Below are 18,232 nucleotides of genomic sequence, written 5' to 3' on the forward strand. Positions count from 1 at the left end.
CAGGCAATGAAACGTAACCGTTTACGCAATGGCTTGGTGAGTTTCATAGTTGTCGCGGTTTTGCTTGCTCTAGCCGTACTCCTGGGTGTGTTCCGTCCCTCAACGGTTGCACCTGGTGTACAGCAACCGCTGACGGATGCGCAGACCCGGGAGTTGCTCCCTCGTGGCCGTGAGTTGGCCCTGGCTGGAAATTGCATGGGCTGCCATTCGCTGCCTCAGGGGCCAAGAGGTGCCGGCGGTGTACCTATTGATACACCGTTTGGAACCCTCTATTCGACCAACATAACCCATGACAAGACCTATGGCATCGGCAACTACACCCGTGAAGACTTTCATCGTGTGCTGCGTGATGGCATCGCACCCGGCAACAGGAATCTGTATCCGGGCATGCCTTTTGTCTTCACGCATATCACGCGCCCCGAAGACATTGATGCCTTGTATGCCTACATCATGAGCCTGCCGTCTACTGCTGAGCCCAATGTTGCTAACACCGGAGTGTTCAGGCTGCCTGTGCGACCATTTATGAACTTTTGGGCATTGATCAACTTTCCAGACCGTCAACCGCCTGTACGCGAGGGGGCTTCGGAACAATGGTTGCGCGGCGCCTATTTAGTGGAAGGTCTGGGGCATTGTGGGGCCTGTCATACGCCGCGCAATGTCACGATGGGTGTTGCTTTTGCACGCTCCCTGGAGGGAGGTGACGTCGTTGATGGCCTGGTGGTCCCTGACATCACTGCACAGACGCTGGCAAAGCGAGGCTTTAACACTACGTCATTGAGCGAGTATCTGAGCTCCGGCATCTCTGCCCAAGGCACAGCCTTTGGCAGCATGTATACCGTGACGCACTTCTCTACCAGTGCGATACAAGCGGCTGATGTGGATGCTATCGCCTCATACCTGATGACCGGTAAGGATGGTCAACTGCTTAAGCCGGAAAAAGCACCTGAGCCACTACCTGCTGCCAGTGATACGCCGTTGCAGCGTGGCCGACTCAGTTACTTCTCCGCGTGTGCCGGATGTCACGGGACCAATGGGGAAGGCATTCCAAATGTTGCGCCGCCAATGAATGGCAATATTGCTGTCGTCATGGACAGCCCGGTTAATCTGCTGACCATTATTTTGCAGGGGGTTCCCACACAAACGTTCACCGGGAATCAGCGTATGTATGCCATGCCGGGATTTGCGGATCGAATGAGTGCTGAAGAAGTTGCGGGTTTGGCCTCCTGGATGCGTGCTCAATGGGGAGGCCAGGGCAAGGCAATTACAGCAGAGCAAGTCGAGGCAATCGCTCCTGCCAAATAAAGTACGCTTTCGTAGGATGATGAAAAAAACTGTTCAATTGACCACACTGTTTACTCTGTCCAACCTCTGGAAGGCTCGAAAAACAGCTGGGGGGGGGGGAATTGTGAATTGCGCGGTTAAAACGGAAAGTGGACGAAAAAATCTACAGGGCGTTCTCAATCAGGCCAGCCAAATGACGGCTGACACGAGACTCAACATCGCCTGATAGTGCCTGGCCAGTCGCTCATATCGGGTCGCTATTCGACTGTACTGCTTGAGCTTCAGGAAGAAACGCTCCACCAGGTTGCGCGCCTTGTAGAGATGCCGATCCAGTGTACGTGGTTCAGACGATTCTTTTTAGAGGGGATCACGGCCTCAGCCCCCATGCACTGGATTGCATCGACGAAGGCGGCGGAGTCATAGCCTTTGTCTGCCAACACGGCTTCGCACGTAAAACCATCAATCAGAGCTGCAGCTTGTACATATTCCGAAGCTTGCCCCCGCCTTAACAGCAAGCGCAGCAGGTTACCGAGGGCATCCACGGTTGCGTGTATTGCGGTGCTCAAGCCACCTCGGGACTTACCCATGGCCTTGGCAGCCTGTGCTGTTTTTTTGCGGCACCATGCTGATGAACGGGGACAATACTGCCATCAACCATCAGGTGTTCCAGGTCTGCCTCCCCCGGCGAGCGAGGCCATCAGTTTCAGCCAAACGCCTTTGCGTGACCATCGGTCATAGCGGACATAGCCACGATGCCAGTGACCATCGCTATCTGGTAGGTCACGCCAAGGGGAGCCGGTTCGGGCCACCCACAATACGGCTTCAATAAATAGGCGGTTATCGCGGGCAGTGACACCTCGGTCGCTGGCCTTTCCCGGCAGTAGATCCTTGATCCGCTCTCATTGATCATCGCGCAGCCAGTAGAGCCTCATCCTGCCCCCAAATGGTTCAAGGATATCGAACGACTTAAACCACCTCAAATGAGAACGCTCTGTAACCAAACGATGTATCGGTCTTTTTTGTCAGATAGCGGTGCGTGTCGGAGACATTGCAACTTATCGCAGCTGGTCAGCAATTCGAGCGGAGCATACCTGTGCGGGCATTATTGTGTCTGGGGAGGGCTCCTAGTCTGCCTACAACCTCACTCCGTTCGACCATCTAGTCAAGGACGACAGACGAGCACTCTCCCAAGCTCCGGAGCCTGGGCTAGTGATCAGGTAAATACGCGGGCAGGCAGATCGCATGTACAACTATTTACGTAGCAGTTTCTAGCCCGTGCGATCCCAAAACAGGAGGTTGGTGAGGACTGGCGGCGATCAATCGCCGTTGCTCCTCTGGCCTTGCAAGCCCTGCCGAGTGCAGCATCCTTTGACAGCCAAACCTTATCGGCCTGCACACGCCAGGATCGGCACTAGGAGTGCCGGCCTCGTAAAGCGCGCCTGTCAAAAATTCAAAACAGACTAAAGTCAAACGTTACTCAGACCAGTGCCCGGCAATAATGGCGGGCACATGACATTAATCGATGAGCACAGGAAGTGTGACATGTTCAACTTATTAGCCGAGCGCCCCGCAAAAGACAGAAGAATTGCGCTGGCGCTGTTAGCCGGGGTTGTTGCCGGCATTATCTCTGCGCTGGTGAAATCGGGCTTTGAAACATTGATTCCGCCCCGAACGCTCAGCACAACACCCCCGCCCGTCATCCTCCTGGAGAAGCTGGGCTTTAACGTGGATGTGATGACATATGAGTGGATGGGGTACAGCATCAACTGGGGAGGAAATGGCGTTCATATTCTTTTCTCCATGACCATTGCGATCATTTATTGCCTGGCGGTTGAACGCTTTCCCAGGGCTAACCTGCTACACGGCATTGCATTTGGGGTCGGCGTTTCGGTGTTGGCCCATGGGCTGGTCGTACCGCTGATGGGGCTTTCCGGATGGTTATGGATTGCCGGGCCCGAAGCATTGATTTCCGAATTTGTCGGCACGGCATTCTGGATCTGGACAATCGAGGCGGTCAGGCGTGATTTGCGTGATCGCGCCTCATTGAATCGTTCTTAAGTTTCGGTCTTTAACTACCATGCTATTGTTTGGCGGTTTTATCGATCTTCGGGCCGCGCGTACTGGTTTGAACATTTCAGGGTGAAAAGAGGAACAACATGAGAGACAAAATCAAGAAGCATCATGTCATCGTGGTGTGTTTGGTGGTATTTGCGGTATTCAGCTTTTTAATGACGAACTGGGATCAGTCATTATGATCTGTGGTTGTCCAAAAACAGCCCTGTGCGCATGACGTAGCGGCTGCCTTGAGCCAAGGCAGGCCTGTCGCGCCTGAATACCGAAACACAAAAAAGGGTGAACGCCATGCGTTCACCCTTTTTTGCTACCGCTTGCCCCGTTACATCATGCGTGCATGTTGATCCCACAAGATCCAGATGGTCCCCAATACAATCAGCAGCAGTATCAATGAAGTGAACAAGATGAGCATCAGGTTATCGCGATGGGACTTGCCCAAATCGATGTGCAAGAAGAAGCGCAAGTGCACCACCACTTGCACCAGCGCCAACACCCCCAGTACAGCGAGAGCCTGAGCGCCGCTCACCATGTTCAGGCAGACCAGGCCGAACGCGATCAGGGTCAGCAACAGCGCCAGGCAGAGGCCGATACAATAGTTGCGTTGCTCATTGCGCGACTCGGCCGGCGGGACGCTGTTCGATGCGGTTTTTAGATTCATGCGGCGACTCCGAACAGGTAGACGAAGGTGAAGATCCCCACCCAGACGATATCCAGCATGTGCCAGAACAGCGCCAGGCGCAGGAGGCGCAGTTTGACGAGGGGGTTGGGCCCAAGCGTCATCACCTGAACCGCCAGCACGATCATCCACAAGATGCCTGCCGATACGTGGACGGCATGGGTGCCAGTCAGCAGGTAGTAAGCGGACAGGAAGCCGCTGGTTTGCGGCCACGCATTATTGTTCTCGATCATCACGTAGTAATCGTGAAGCTCGAACGCCACGAACGCCGCACCGAGCAATGCCGTGACGCCAAGCCAGGCCAGTAACCGCAGACGGCTGGTGCTGTACTTCATGGCCAATATGGCGAAGCCGAACGTGAAACTCGACAGCAACAGCAACAGCGTTTCAATAAACGCCGAACCAAGGTCAAAGACTTCGGAGGGGGCCGGCCCTTGAGCAATACCTTGTGTGCTCATGGCCGCATACGTGGCAAAGAGCGCGGCAAACAGCACCAGGTCGCTCATCAGGAAAATCCAGAAACCGAAGATGACTTCTGACGCTTCCTCATGGCTCTTGCGGTCAGTCACATCCAGGTTCATGCCTGGATGCAGGGGTTGAGATGCATTCATATCGCTGACTCCAGCACGTCATCAGGTCGTTTCTGGCCAGGCTGTCCAAGCCTGTCGGGAGCAGCCTTGCCTCGGTTTTCAGGGCTCATTTCCAGGTCACGCGTCACCCCGGGGGCGGCGCGTGCAGCGGCTAGAAAAGCTTCGTTCTCGGCTTCTACCCGGCTGGCCGGGATGATTTCGTGGGTCTGCGAGACAAACGATCGGGCGATCACCACACCCCAGACCAAGATGAACGAAACCACGACGAGCCACCAGATGTGCCACACCAGGGCAAACGACAAGGTAAAGGTAAAGATGCCAATCAGCGGCGCGACCATGGAATTGCACGGCATTTCAATGTCGCTGTAAGCCGCCGGTGAGCGATAGGCCTGACCGTTTTTCTTGGCCTCGGTAAAGGCGTCCCGGCCGTCCACCTGTGGCACCACGGCAAAGTTCCAGGCTGGCGGTGGCGATGGAATCGACCATTCCAGCGAGCGCCCGTCCCAAGGATCGCCCAGCGGTACGGCAAGCTGACAGCGCTGACGGATCGACACGCCGATCTGTACCAGCAAGAGCACAGTGCCCACCAACAGCAGCACCGCCCCCAGCATCGCCAAGGCCAACCAAGGGTAAAAAGCGGGGTCTGCCCACATCACGGTGCGACGTGGCGCGCCATTCATGCCGAGCCAGTAGAGGGGGAAAAACGCCAACAAAAAACCCGGGGCCAATGACCAGAACGCCGCCTTGCCCCAACCTTCGTGCAAACGGTACCCAAAGGCTTTGGGGAACCAGTACTGGACGGCGGCAAACATACCAAACAGCACACCCGGAATGATCATGTTGTGAAAGTGCGCAATCAGAAACAGGGAGTTGTGCACCTGGAAGTCGACAGTGGGGTTGGCCAGCAGGATGCCGGTCATACCACCCAGTACAAAGGTCAGCAGGAAGTTGATATGGAAGAGCATAGGCGTGGTGATGCGGATCCGGCCCCGGTACATGGTCAGGATCCAGTCGTACACCTTAACGCCGGTCGGTATGCCAATGATCATCGTGGCAATACCGAAAATGGCGTTAACGTTGGCACTTTGCCCCATGGTGAAAAAGTGGTGCAGCCAAACGCCGAACGAAAGCACCGCGATGCACATCGTGGCGTACACCAGTGAGGTGTAGCCGTAGATTCGCTTACCAACAAACGTCGACACCACTTCTGACCACACACCCAATGCCGGCAGCAGCAGGATGTAGACCTCCGGGTGCCCGAACAGCCAGAACAGGTTGGCAAAGTTCATCATGTTGCCACCGCCACCATTGGTGAAGAAGTGGAAACCGGCGTAGCGGTCCAGGGCCAACATGATCGTGGCGACCGTGAGCGGCGCCATGGCGAAGATCATCAAAATCGAGGTGCAAAGCGTCGTCCAGCAAAACAGCGGCATGCGGAACATGTCCATGCCCGGGCAGCGCTTTTTATAGAGTGTGACAGCGAAGTTGAGCCCGGTCAGGGTCGAGCCGATCGATGCCAGGGTGACGGACCATATCCAGTAGTCCACGCCCTCTCCGGGGCTGAACTCGATACCGGTAAACGGCGGATAGCCGCTCCAGCCGCCAGTTGAGAACTCACCCACCACCAGCGACACCATGATCAGACCTGCGCCAGCCGCCGTCAGCATCAGGGAAATGGCATTGAGCAGCGGGAAGCTGACATCCCGAGCACCAATCTGCAGGGGCATCACATAGTTCATGAGCCCAGTGATGAACGGCATCGCCACGAAGAAAATCATGATGGTGCCGTGGGTCGTGAACAACTGACCAAAGTGGTCAGCCGACAGGTAACCGGCACTGTCGTAAGCGGCCAGTTGCTGAGAGCGCATCACACCCGCTTCGATCAGGGCTCTCAAAAACATGACCAGGGCGATCACGATGTACATGATGCCGATTTTCTTGTGATCTACACTGGTCAGCCAGTCGCGCCAGAGCGGGCCCCACCAGCGCATCGCGGTGAGCAGAATCACAACGGCGACGGCCCCAAGCACCACAATGCTACCCGCACCAAACGCCACGAACTCGCTGGCGGAGGGGTGTTTGATAGCACCGGTGAAGACCAGCGAGTCCCAGCCAAGTTGTCCGAAAATAGTCTCCCTACTCACTGCTCTGCCCCTTTTGCATTGTTCTGTGGGTGATGGTGCTCGCTCGGCAGTATCGCCTCGGGGGCTGTTCTGCCAGCGTGGGCATGACCGCCGGTAAAGCTGGAAAGAACGCGATCAAACAAACCGTTTTCAACCGTGCCGTAATAACGCGGTGCATGCTCGACACTGGGTTTTAGCAGCGCGTCATACGTGGCCTGGTCCAGTGTCTGAGTACTTTTTCGCGTGTCCTGGACCCACCGGTCGAACTGCGAAGCGGACATCACCGTGGTACGAAAGGATTGGGTGGCGAAACCATCGCCGTTGTATTGCGTGTTCCGCCCCAGGTACTCACCCTCACGGTCGGCCATCAGGTTCAATTGCGTGGTCATGCCGGCCATGGTGTAAATCTGACCGGCCAATTGCGGGATCATGAAGGACTGCATGACCGTACCGCTGGTGAGCTTCAGCCTGACAGGACGGTCTTGCTCAAGGGCCAGATAATCCAGCGTTGCGATGCCCTGTTGCGGGTAGATAAACAGGAATTTCCAGTCCAGCGAGACCACTTCAATGTCCAGCGGGTCGTTGCCAAGCGGACGGTAAGGGTCGTACTTGTGGGTGTGCGCCCACAGCGCCGAACTGAGGATAATGATCAACACAATGGGGACGCCCCACAAAACAGCTTCGTTGCCCCAGTTGAAATCCCAGTCCGGCCGATACGCACCGCGTCCGCCCCGTCGGTAACGCCACAGCACCCACGGCACCAGAATAAAAATGGGCACGACGACAATGAGCATCAGCAAAATGATCGTCTTGAAGTGCTCGAATTGCGCGGCGGCGACCGGGCCTGCCGCGTCGATAAACCCGGCGGAATACACTTGCGTTTCGGCAGGGGAAGCGGCTAGTGCCAAGGTCGGCAACGAAAGGGTCGAAACAACCAGAACCCACGTGATAATTCCTTTCACGCTGTAATCTCCTTGAGTCTTACTACTTGATCAGCACTTTTATAAGAGGTGCCTTGGGGCAAGGCATGCGCCGGGATGACGCCCCGTCCATACCCTGCCAGGAGGCTGATTCGTGATTAACGCTTACCAAAGGCTCAGTTCAGGCTCGAACGCGTGATGCGTACCGGCACCGACTTGTAAGCCGGAATGCCGCTCTGAGGGTCGATATTCTCCAGCGCGATCAAGCAGTTGGCTTCCGGGTAATAAGCCCCAACAGAGCCTGGCGCGATCTTGTGTTCCACCGCCGTGATTTTTTCATAGCGCATGCGTCGACCCGCATGAACGGTCTCGATATCCACCAGATCCCCGTGGGCCAGGCCGCGGGCCTGAAGGTCTTCGGCGCTGATAAACAACACATCGCGACGGCCAAAAACGCCCCGATAGCGGTCGTCCATGGAGTAAATCGTGGTGTTGTATTGATCATGACTGCGCAATGTCATCAGACGCAGCACGTCGGGGTCCTCCACGACCCAGTCTTCATCGACGCCCGGGTACACATAGAACTCAGCCTTGCCGGAAGGGGTTGGCCAAATGCGTTCGGTGGGTGGCAAGGGCAATCTGAAACCTCCGGGCACGCGGATTCGCTGGTTGTAGTCATCAAAGCCGGGGATAGTTTTTTCGATCAGATCACGGATCCGGTCGTAATGCTCTGTCAGGTCCTGCCACTCGATCGGCAAATGAGGCAGTGTGGCGCTGGCCATGCCGGCCACAATGGCGGGCTCGGAGCGAAGGTGTTCGGAAGCCGGTGGCAAACGGCCTGAAGAGGCATGCACCATCGACATCGAGTCTTCGACCGTAATCGCCTGTGCGATACCGTTTTGCAGGTCCAGTTCGGTACGGCCCAGACAAGGGAACAGGTAGGTCTCTTTCGCCACCAGCAAATGCGAGCGGTTTAATTTGGTCCCGATGTGCACACTCAGGTCCAGTTGTTTCATGGCCGGGAAACATTGCTCGGGGTCTGGCAAGGCAACTGCAAAATTGCCGCCCAGGCAAATCAACGCTTTTGAGGTGCCTGCCACCATGGCCAGCATGGTTTGCACGGCATTGTGGCCCGCTGCAGCAGGCGGCTTGAAGCCCATGACTTGTTCAATTTTCGCCAGGAAGCTGGCCGAGGGTTTCTCGGTAATGCCCACCGTGCGGTTGCCCTGCACATTGGAGTGGCCACGCAAGGGGCAGATACCAGCACCCGGCTTGCCCAGGTTGCCGCGCAGCATCAACAGGTTGCACAACGAACGCACGTTTTCAGTGCCCGCATTGTGCTGAGTGATGCCCATGCCATAGGTGATGATGGTGGCATTGGATTTGGCATACGCTGCCGCGACACGCTCTAGCGCATCGCGGGTCAAACCACTGTGGTGCTCGATCACTGACCAGTCAGTGGCGATCAAATCGGCTTTCAATGCTTCGAAGCCGTTAGTGTGCGTCGCGATAAAGTCATGGTCCAGCACGCCGCCCACACGCTCCTCAAGGGCCAGCACCGCCTTCATCACCCCTTTGATGGCGGCAACATCACCGCCGGCCTTTACGTCCAGGTAGGTGGAAGCAATCGGCGTAGAACCATAGGTGGCCATCTCCACCATGTTTTGCGGGTCGGCAAAGGTTTCCAGGGCACGTTCACGGATGGGGTTGAACACCAGAATCGGCACCTTGCGCCGCGACACCTCATGCAGCGTACCCATCATACGTGGGTGGTTAGTGCCGGGGTTATGCCCAACCGATATCACCAGCTCACACTGATCAAAGTCTTCCAGGGACACGGTGCCCTTGCCGATACCGATGGAACGCGGCAGCCCGACACTGGTGGGCTCGTGGCACAGGTTAGAGCAGTCGGGAAAGTTGTTGGAGCCCAGCCCCCGGGCGAACAACTGGAACAGGTAGGCCGCCTCGTTAGAAGCACGACCGGACGTGTAGAACTCCACCTGGGTTGGGTCAAGGCTGCGCAGCACTTCACCAATGCGCTCAAACGCGGTTTCCCACGCCACGGGCTTGAAGGTGTCTGAAGCACGGTCGTAGACCAGCGGGTTGGTGAGGCGCCCGTAGTTCTCCAGTTCGTGATCGCTGCGATTCAGCAGGTAGCTCACCGTGTGAGCCGCAAAAAGCTCCGGGGTCGCGCGTTTGCTCGTCGCTTCCCACGTAACGGCCTTGGCACCGTTCTCGCAAAACTCGAAGGTGGCGTGGTGCTTTTTGTCTGGCCATGCGCAACCGGGGCAATCGAAGCCGTCGGGCTGATTGGTTCTCAGGAGGGTGGTAACGGCATCCACATTCTCCATTTGCTCGCGAATGGCATTAGCCGTTGCCTTTAATGCACCCCACCCACCGGGGGGTGCCTTGTAATCACGAATACCATCGACTTTCCCTTCTTTAGACATGTTCACTCCTTGAACAGCTTGGAACCCTTCGCGCCTTGGCCGGACGTCATGCCCGATGCAAAGCGTAGCCAACAGGCTCACTCAGGATTATTGGTCTACTTTTTAAAGGTGTATTAGGCGAAAATTGACCATAGGTAAGCGATATAGATCTGTCAAGAATGAGGCTACTGACCTTGGGGGCCGCTCTGAGCCAAGGTGCTCCCCCGCACTCACCTCGCTTTAACCTATCTAAATATCACTACATGACATTAAATCAGCCTGATTCCTTGGCGTTATTTTGTAGTGGTACTCAACGAAGCAAGCAACCGGGATCACACCCCTATAAAAAGGCGACAATAGAGCGGCCTGATATCCCGAATATCTTGAACCGAGAGTTCGATGTCGACGCGCCCAACCAAGTCTGGTATGGCGACATCACCTACATCTGGGCACAAGGGAAATGGCACTACATGGCGGTTGTGTTGGATCTTTATACTCGCCGAGTGGTGGGCTGGGCGTTATCCGCACATTCGGATGCAGACTTGGTAGTGAAAGTGTTGGACGCGGCTTACGAACAACGAGGCAAGCCTCAAGGACTACTGTTTCACTCGGATCAGGGATCGCAATATGGCAGCCGCAACTTTCGCCAACGGCTGTAGCATTACTGCATGTGCCCTAGCATGAGTCGCCGAGGAAACGGCTGGGATACGCCGATGGAACGGGTATTTCGTAGCTTGAAAACAGAGTGGATACCGACCACTGGCTACATGAACGGCCAACAAGCTCAGAGAGACATCAGCCAGTACCTGATGCATCACTACAACTGGATTCGACCTCATCAATTTTACGATGGGTTGGCTCCGGTAAAAACCGAAGAAACCTTAACACCGTGTCCGGGATCAGTTGATCCACTACACTCGGCGAAGTACCGCTAAGCAGAACGCCATCTTTGCAGAACGATCAGGCTTTAAAAAGAATGACCCACCTTATACAGAGGTCTAACAGCAACCTTGCTTGATCAGCCGCCCTTTACAGAGATTGCCGCCAGCTTCTGGGCAGGGCTCGCCCCCTTCGAATACACATCATGCGTCTCGCACCGATCCTGCCACACTCTCAGGAACACAGCTCTGTTTACCAAATAGCTCCCCAAGACCGCCTCATCATGTGCCGTGGAGCCTTCAGGGCAGCAAAGAACTGGGTGATAGACCTTTCGCTTATACGCCATCTCCATAGGAGGCCAGTAATGCTTTACATGATGCTACCGCTAGATAGGCATTTTGACTCAGGGTTTGGTGCAGTCGCAGACTCGTTCAGGGACGCTGCTGAGGCTCTTGAAGACTCCAGAGAGAGCACCCCAACCTTGAATGCTCATCTGCCAGTGAGCTTTCTCTACCGGCATGCTATAGAGCTTTTCCTGAAGTCAGCGATCATCATTTTTCACAGGAAACTCAACATCCCCTACGGTGCCATACCAGCAAGCGGCGAACCTCAAATCCCTGTCGGGGAGAAGTGGAAGCCCATACATAACGTCCACGGCCTTCAACCGCTTTATCAACACTTCTGCTCGCTTTTTGAAGACCACGCCGAGTACCTAGCTACCCACACAAACACAGATTGGAGCTTACCCACCGAGCTAGGGCAATGGATCAGTGAAATCGAGGCAACGGACTCATCAAGTACGCTCTTCCGCTACCCAGTTACAAAGGACAAGGAAAAAGACAAACAGAAGTCCGTCATCCGGGAGGACGATTACGATGCCCTGCTTTCAAGAATGGGACAGCACCAAAAGCCGACCAAGACGCTACTGATGCTTGATCAGCATAACAACGTGGTCGAAACCTTCTCACACGACGACACACAGGCCAAAGGAATCATCGGTACGTTGAAGCAGGTTGCAGAGCTGTTTTCCAATTGCCACGCGGCATTGGTAGGCGAGCTAACCGGAGGGGCTTGAAACCGCATTGCTAGCCAATTGGGATCGACGGTGCAGGGAAGGATTTTGCGTGCAGCTATGGAGATTTGAGTAGTACAACCGAGTAGTACAACCCAAAATTAAAAACCCCCGTAACTCATTGAATTACAGGGGTTTTCTATGTATGGCGGAGAGATAGGGACTTTCCGAATCAACCCATCAAGCCCTTTAAAATCAAGGATTACGAGGCTTTTAGGCGATTTTGCTACAAATTTTTGCTACAAATCAAGACCAAAACCAGCTACCTTTTTCGGCATCCCAACCACCGATTAGTGACGAAAATGGCAAGCGAGAACCTCGTTTTACGGTCAGGCACTTGGCACGTCCGCCTAAGCATCCCGAAGGACGTTCGCCACGTCTTGAACCGGAGCGAGTTCACCGAATCGCTCAAGACCGGCAGCAAGCCAGAAGCTCAGGTAAAGAAATTGGCGTTCCTACACGTATGGAAACAGGCCATAGCGAACGCTCGGCTACGCATTGCTGGGCCAACCCCCGACCACCTGCCAGAAACGTCATTTAGCGTTTCCCAGATGATTCAGACGAGCCAGCAAGACGGGCTGCTAAGCCTTGTCATGCCTAAAAATCCCGATGATGTAGACCCGAGGTTCAGCCGGGAAAGCTTGGACGAACTCGGAAGTTACATCACCGACGTAATTTTGCATGGTCAGAAATGGAAAAGCCCCAAGGAAGCGTTTGAAGCTAATTTCGACCTATACGGCCAAAACCCATTCCGTGAATATCAGGTTTTCAAAAATAAATGGTATGAATTGGGTGAAAATATCCCGCTCGAACGAAAGATTGAGCGATTTAATGACTACATCCGCCTACAAAAAACCGTAGAGCATTACGAGATCACCGCAGGGCAAACCATTAGCGTCAGCAGCATTGAAGAAATTAAATCAATTCTCGACAACCCCAACAACTACAAAATCAAGTCCCCCATTACAACTAATAGAATCGCCTCATTTGAAGCCTATCAGACCAATACCAAGGGCATTATTCAAAAGACAGTAGACACGCAGGCAAATCGCTTGAAATTGATGAATGCTTGGCTTGAGGCAGAGCAACGCGACCTCAACCACGAAAGCATTGCCAGCTATCTCGATACGCTTAACCTTTCCATTAAGACTAAAAAGCAATACCTATTCGCCGGGTCAAGTTTTTGGAAGTGGGCCATTAAGCACGACGAAAATTTTAAAAAGCTGCACCGCGACCAGCAATCCCCCTTTGAAAAACACGATTTCCCAGTCAACCGCAGCAAAAGGAACGATGGAGCAATGGAAAGGAAGGCATTCACACCGGAAGAGGTTACAAAGCTCCATGACGCAGCAAAAGCTACAAAAAACCGTGAAACACTCACCGACCTTATACTACTAGGTGCTTACACCGGAGCACGGATTGAAGAGCTTTGCCAGCTTCAAGCCCAAGACATAGTTACCGAGGAAGGCATTCAATGCTTCTACTTCTATGATGGGAAAACCGCCGCCAGTGAGCGACATACACCGATACACCCAGCCATAAAAGAAACCGTGGAAAGGTTGATCCGTAGTTCAAAAGACGGTTTCTTGATTAGCTCCCCAGCAGGAAACAAATACGGAAACCGTTCCGACGCACTCAGTAAACAATTTGGCAGATTAAAAACCACACTCGAATATAACAGCCAATACGTTTTCCATAGCTTCCGTAAGACTGTTATCACGCAATTGCAACGTGCAGACGTGCCCGGAATACTCATTGCCTCAATCGTCGGACATGAGACCGGAACCGTTACATTTGACGTATACAGTGCAGGACCAAGCCCAAAGCAAAAACACGATGCAATATCAAAACTAAAATACAAGCTAAAAACCTAAAGTCGCAAGCGTTACACGTTAAAACTCAGAACAATAATCAAAGGCTCCTAAGCTCTTACCCACCAGAAGAGCTTTTGACCTTTTCTAAATCACCATCTTTTTACAAATCGTCTCGCATAATGCACGCCCCTGCACACGCCTCATGTGTATACACGCATACGCTTGCGTGTTTAGTTATCAATATATAGATATCAAATATAACAGATAGCCATAATAAAGATTACTACACCGCACGCACGCTTACGCAAGCACAAACAACCCACACATTTGATCAAAATTTAATCTATGGTAAATTATAAATAAGGCAAATGAGCAAAGCGATATGAAGCATTTATCAACCCTTTGGTTACAACTTCACACTTTTGCTTCGCAAAAGATGAGAAGTGGTAACGTCGGGCCAAAGGGTGCCCCTTTGGATACCCAAGAGCAGAGCAAAAGCATCTCGCTGAAATTTAGGAGTAAAAAACAACAACTACTGAGGATTAAATGAGCAATGAAATCAAAAGCACAACCATGCTATATAAGAGACTTAACTTTTCAGTCTCCACCGCCAGAAAACTAAGGAAATCCTTAAAGCATTCCTTGCGTGTTCACAGCAAAGAAGAAAAGAAAATACAATGGGACGAAGACCTATCCCATAACAACATATTCATAATTAACGGCAATCGCGTCTCGATGAATGAGGCGTCCGCCTTGTCATTCATTAAAGACACGCTAACACCCTTTCATCTGGTCAATAGAAGCAAAGAGCAGAGAAAAGAAGACGTAGAAACTAAAGGCAAATATAAATACAAAATCAAGAAAATCATTAAAGACGAGGCAGGCCAACCCATAGCTGCCTACCTTGATGATCTGATCGAGCGTGGCGATTACATCGACGGCGAACAAGTCAAAGAAGATTTTGAAGCCTTCGAGGTCAGCAGGAAGGCCCAGAAGCTCAAAAGCGTCCAAAATTACATAGACCTACACAACACTATCACCCAAGCAGAAAAACCGCTGGATGGCCGTAAAACAGTTATCCAAGAGGCTTTCTTTAAATTCCCCATGCACAACCAAGTAGACCTACCGGCTGAATTTTACGTTTCTGCAATTCAGGACTTCTACGCCAAATATTTTCCCGACTATAACGTCCTATTGACGGTTTACCACGGCGATGAATTAGAGGGAGGTAAAAAGAAGGTTGGCGACCACCCTCATATTTTTATCGACTGTAAAAACAAAAGAACCGGGGAATATGACCTGACAGAACAGCAAGCGGTGCTTGCCAATAAAGTCATTAAACATCTTGATTTTTTCAAGGATTACACGCCTCTAAACACCAAGCAACAGACCTATCAGCAGAGCCAAATAATAGGCGAAGCGTTACAGGAGCTATTTTACAAGCACATAAATAAAAAATTCAAAACTGAAAATATTCCACTTATAGCTAATAGATTGGAAAAAACCCAAGAAAACCTTGAGCTTAGAAAGAAAATCAGACTTGAAAGTAAGAAAGCCAAAGAAGATAGGGCATTTAACCTTTATACAATGCGACAAGAGCAACTTGAAGATAAACAAAATAAACTTGAGGAAGTCTCAATAGAAATCGAGAACAAGCAACAAACAAAAGGCACGATTGACCAAGAAATACGCCAAGGGAAACAAATCAGCCTTAATTTACAAATGAAGATTGAAACGGCCGAAACACATTGGAGCAAAAAGCTCGCCCAGTTTGACAGCAAAATCAAAGAAAACACGACAACCCTTAGCACCCTAACGCAAAAACGAATAGATATTCAGCAAGACATTACACAGCTACAAAATAAAAAAGTTGAGTTAGGCAAAAACTTCAAAGCAGAAAAAGATAAATTACAAAAAAATCTAAATACCTTAAAAGGAAAAGTGACAGCCGAATCCGCAAAGCACAAAAGAATTAAGCAAGCTATAACGATACTTGACGAAAAACTAGAACCACTAATCCATAAGTTTGATGTAAAGGTGGATAAGGTACTACACGCCAAACGAATGCACGAGGACACCGACACCCTGTATCAAGAAATGAAAGAAAACATCTTACAAACCGCTAAATACATGGGAAAAGAAAAGCGACACGACTATCTATGGTCTGTAAAAGAACAGCTTAAAGAGAAAGGACTAGACCCCAACAAGGTTGCATTTGGATTTAAAGAGAAAGCTCAGCTATTCGTATCCGACAAGTTCACCAACACGCAAATAATAGAATTTGACAAAGAAGAAGCCGAGCAAGCCAAACAAGCCAGAAGGAGAAGATTTTTAAAACCTAAGCCCCCAAGCCCATTCCGAGACCCTTACGACCCCTATCAATAGCCGCAATGTAGCGGCTTTATAGCCTATATCCCCTTCAACACCATTCTTGGATTGGCGGCATCTCAATGGTAGAATGCCAGCATTGAACGCAACGGATATGCCAATGAAAATCCGCACCCATTACGATAACTTAAAAGTTTCACGGGACGCCCCTCCAGAGGTTATACGTGCAGCTTACAAGTCGTTAACACAGAAATACCACCCTGATCGTAACCCCGATCCGCAAGCAGCTAAAATTATGCTACATCTCAATGAAGCATATGAGGTTCTCTCTGATCCAGAAAAACGAGATAACCATGATAAATGGATAAGATTTGAAGAATGGAAAGCTGCTCATAGAGTTGATCCAAAAAAAGAACAGCCACAGCCACAGCCACAGCCACAGCCACAGCCACAGCCACAAGCATCGGCCTCTTCAGATAAGTGGCGGGAAAAAAAACCGGTAGAACCCACCAGTTCAAAAAAACAACCGTTTCAATGGTCAAGGACAATACTACCTTTATTGATACTTCTAGGTTGGGGGTACACACTTACTCCAACAGATATGAAAAATAAGATTGCCGGATACTGGGATCACTTTTTAGATTATAACAATTCTAAATCAACAACAGAAAATAGTGAAACCACGAAAACATCGCCATTTCAGCAAGCATATAATTTAACACCGGAAGAAAGTAAAAAGCTTTTAACACAAACCAATATCAAACCAACAGGCAATACAGGCACACAAGCACCGACTGTTAAAGCTCCTACAAAGCCAACAGCTCCTACCATGTGCTCTCCAGAAATGACAAAAGCCCCTAATGGACAGGCTTGGCCCGCTCGTGCTGCCTATGTAGGGCCGATCACTAGAGCCAATGGTTATTCGACTATTACGATAGACAATACTAAAGGCAACTCAAACATTTACATTAAGCTTGCTCGCCCTTCTGATGGAAAATCTTCTGGAATCCGAGAGGCGTACATTCCAGCAGGCAGCACATTCAAGATGAATAAAATTGAACCGGGCAACTATGTAATTAAATACAAAGACATTAAGAATGGGTGCAACTCAAAGTCAGACCCTTTTGACGTTGAGCAAATCCAAACAGCTCAAGGCATTCAATATAGCGATATATCCCTGACAATCTACACAATGCTCAACGGAAATATGGACTTCCAGAGGCTACCAGAAAATGCGTTTTGAGTTCTCAAATACAAGCTTAAGAAATGCCATTATATTCACTTTAACGATTTTTATTTTGGCAATCTCTTACAACTTATTCGTAAGTCCTAGAAATTTTGAAGATTGTGTTTTATATAACGCAAAAAATGGGGGCAGCAAATTTCATGCACAAATAGCCTACGACATGTGCAAAAGAAAATTCCCCAAAGAATAAAATAGAAAAGCCCGCAAGCAAGCGGGCTTTTTAGCATCCAAGTTTGACAAACCTCGAAAGTATGGCAATTTGAAAGGAGCAGAAAAAGAAAAGCACCTTGGGGAAGGTGGCCAGATACTACAATAAAATTTTAAAAAACTTCAATCAACACAACCATTTAATCATTATAAAAATTATTGTCAAGTCATCTCCCAAGGTTTTCTTTTTCTAAACAACTTAGAAGAGGATAACAATGGGATGCGTAAAACTATTTGAGGACTACTTACCAAGAAGACCTTACCACACCGATGATTTAATCAGCGGCTTAAAAATCAACAAAAAAGAAAAAGCGAAACTTGCAAGGCTTATCCAACCTAATGGGCCTACCCATAGATATTGGATGGTTTTTGACTTAGACCGAACCGATGCCGGTTTGCACTGGGATAACGTAGGGGCACCAGCTCCGAACCTAATAGCTCGAAACCCGGTCAATGGGCACGCTCATTTACTCTACTTGCTACAAACCCCTGTCCGAACGTAAGCGCTCCATAAACCCCACCCGACTCAAGATGGGCGGTGCGCTCAGCTAGGCGATGCGGGTGAGCAATTCCACGGCAGCAAGGCTTCGTAAT

Annotated in this window: 12 protein-coding genes and 3 pseudogenes; 9 read left to right on the top strand and 6 right to left on the bottom strand. The window is 51.1% G+C overall.

Annotated elements, in window-relative coordinates; all coding sequences use genetic code 11:
• Nucleotides 1-6 precede the first annotated feature (6 nt).
• Nucleotides 7-1,302 carry a cytochrome c gene (locus ACIQYF_RS08325; protein WP_402859349.1) on the top strand — a complete coding sequence of 432 codons (1,296 nt, stop codon included), beginning with the start codon at nucleotides 7-9 and terminating at the stop codon, nucleotides 1,300-1,302.
• A pseudogene (locus tag ACIQYF_RS08330) lies at nucleotides 1,301-1,402 on the top strand (IS5/IS1182 family transposase); the annotation flags it as partial. The gene ACIQYF_RS08325 and the pseudogene ACIQYF_RS08330, both read left to right, overlap by 2 nt.
• A 59-nt stretch (nucleotides 1,403-1,461) precedes the next feature.
• Here the strand turns inward: ACIQYF_RS08330 and ACIQYF_RS08335 are convergent.
• A pseudogene (locus tag ACIQYF_RS08335) lies at nucleotides 1,462-2,174 on the bottom strand (IS5 family transposase).
• Nucleotides 2,175-2,823: 649 nt separating this feature from the next.
• Between ACIQYF_RS08335 and ACIQYF_RS08340 the strand changes: the two are divergent.
• Complete coding sequence (locus tag ACIQYF_RS08340) at nucleotides 2,824-3,339, top strand: YagU family protein (protein WP_402859352.1); 516 nt, start codon at nucleotides 2,824-2,826, stop codon at nucleotides 3,337-3,339.
• A gap of 337 nt (nucleotides 3,340-3,676) precedes the next feature.
• Here the strand turns inward: ACIQYF_RS08340 and cyoD are convergent, their stop codons facing one another.
• The 5 genes from cyoD to ACIQYF_RS08365 all read right to left on the bottom strand — a co-directional run bounded on the left by cyoD (nucleotide 3,677) and on the right by ACIQYF_RS08365 (nucleotide 10,113).
• Complete coding sequence (gene cyoD, locus ACIQYF_RS08345; protein ID WP_402859355.1) at nucleotides 3,677-4,012, bottom strand: cytochrome o ubiquinol oxidase subunit IV; 336 nt, start codon at nucleotides 4,010-4,012, stop codon at nucleotides 3,677-3,679.
• Nucleotides 4,009-4,641 carry a cytochrome c oxidase subunit 3 gene (locus ACIQYF_RS08350; protein WP_402859358.1) on the bottom strand — a complete coding sequence of 211 codons (633 nt, stop codon included), beginning with the start codon at nucleotides 4,639-4,641 and terminating at the stop codon, nucleotides 4,009-4,011. Before ACIQYF_RS08350 ends, cyoD begins: the two co-directional genes overlap by 4 nt.
• Nucleotides 4,638-6,749 carry a cbb3-type cytochrome c oxidase subunit I gene (locus ACIQYF_RS08355; RefSeq protein WP_402859394.1) on the bottom strand — a complete coding sequence of 704 codons (2,112 nt, stop codon included), beginning with the start codon at nucleotides 6,747-6,749 and terminating at the stop codon, nucleotides 4,638-4,640. Before ACIQYF_RS08355 ends, ACIQYF_RS08350 begins: the two co-directional genes overlap by 4 nt.
• An 11-nt stretch (nucleotides 6,750-6,760) precedes the next feature.
• Nucleotides 6,761-7,705, bottom strand: a complete 945-nt coding sequence (locus tag ACIQYF_RS08360) for a COX aromatic rich motif-containing protein (protein ID WP_402859361.1) — start codon at nucleotides 7,703-7,705, stop codon at nucleotides 6,761-6,763.
• A gap of 134 nt (nucleotides 7,706-7,839) precedes the next feature.
• Nucleotides 7,840-10,113: an FdhF/YdeP family oxidoreductase gene (locus ACIQYF_RS08365; protein ID WP_402859364.1), complete on the bottom strand. Its 2,274-nt coding sequence runs from the start codon at nucleotides 10,111-10,113 to the stop codon at nucleotides 7,840-7,842.
• A 296-nt stretch (nucleotides 10,114-10,409) separates the two neighbouring features.
• Here ACIQYF_RS08365 and ACIQYF_RS08370 point away from each other — a divergent pair.
• From ACIQYF_RS08370 to ACIQYF_RS08395, 6 genes and pseudogenes are all read left to right on the top strand, one after another.
• Nucleotides 10,410-10,999: pseudogene (locus ACIQYF_RS08370) on the top strand (IS3 family transposase); the annotation flags it as partial.
• A 336-nt stretch (nucleotides 11,000-11,335) separates the two neighbouring features.
• Nucleotides 11,336-12,046 (top strand): hypothetical protein, encoded by a 711-nt coding sequence (locus tag ACIQYF_RS08375; protein ID WP_402859367.1) that lies wholly within the window; start codon nucleotides 11,336-11,338, stop codon nucleotides 12,044-12,046.
• A 299-nt stretch (nucleotides 12,047-12,345) separates the two neighbouring features.
• Nucleotides 12,346-13,917 (top strand): tyrosine-type recombinase/integrase, encoded by a 1,572-nt coding sequence (locus ACIQYF_RS08380; protein ID WP_402859370.1) that lies wholly within the window; start codon nucleotides 12,346-12,348, stop codon nucleotides 13,915-13,917.
• Between the two features lie 486 nt (nucleotides 13,918-14,403).
• Entirely contained in the window at nucleotides 14,404-16,242 is a 1,839-nt protein-coding gene (locus ACIQYF_RS08385; protein ID WP_402859373.1) for a hypothetical protein, read from the top strand.
• Nucleotides 16,243-16,345: 103 nt separating this feature from the next.
• Nucleotides 16,346-17,428: a J domain-containing protein gene (locus ACIQYF_RS08390; protein ID WP_402859376.1), complete on the top strand. Its 1,083-nt coding sequence runs from the start codon at nucleotides 16,346-16,348 to the stop codon at nucleotides 17,426-17,428.
• Nucleotides 17,429-17,853: 425 nt separating this feature from the next.
• A complete protein-coding gene (locus tag ACIQYF_RS08395; protein ID WP_402859379.1) occupies nucleotides 17,854-18,141 on the top strand; it encodes a replication initiation protein in 288 nt (95 codons plus the stop codon).
• Nucleotides 18,142-18,232: the final 91 nt, after the last annotated feature.

Origin of the sequence: Pseudomonas sp. NPDC096917 (genome assembly GCF_044762555.1) — a bacterium.
In the GTDB taxonomy this organism is placed as follows: domain Bacteria; phylum Pseudomonadota; class Gammaproteobacteria; order Pseudomonadales; family Pseudomonadaceae; genus Aquipseudomonas.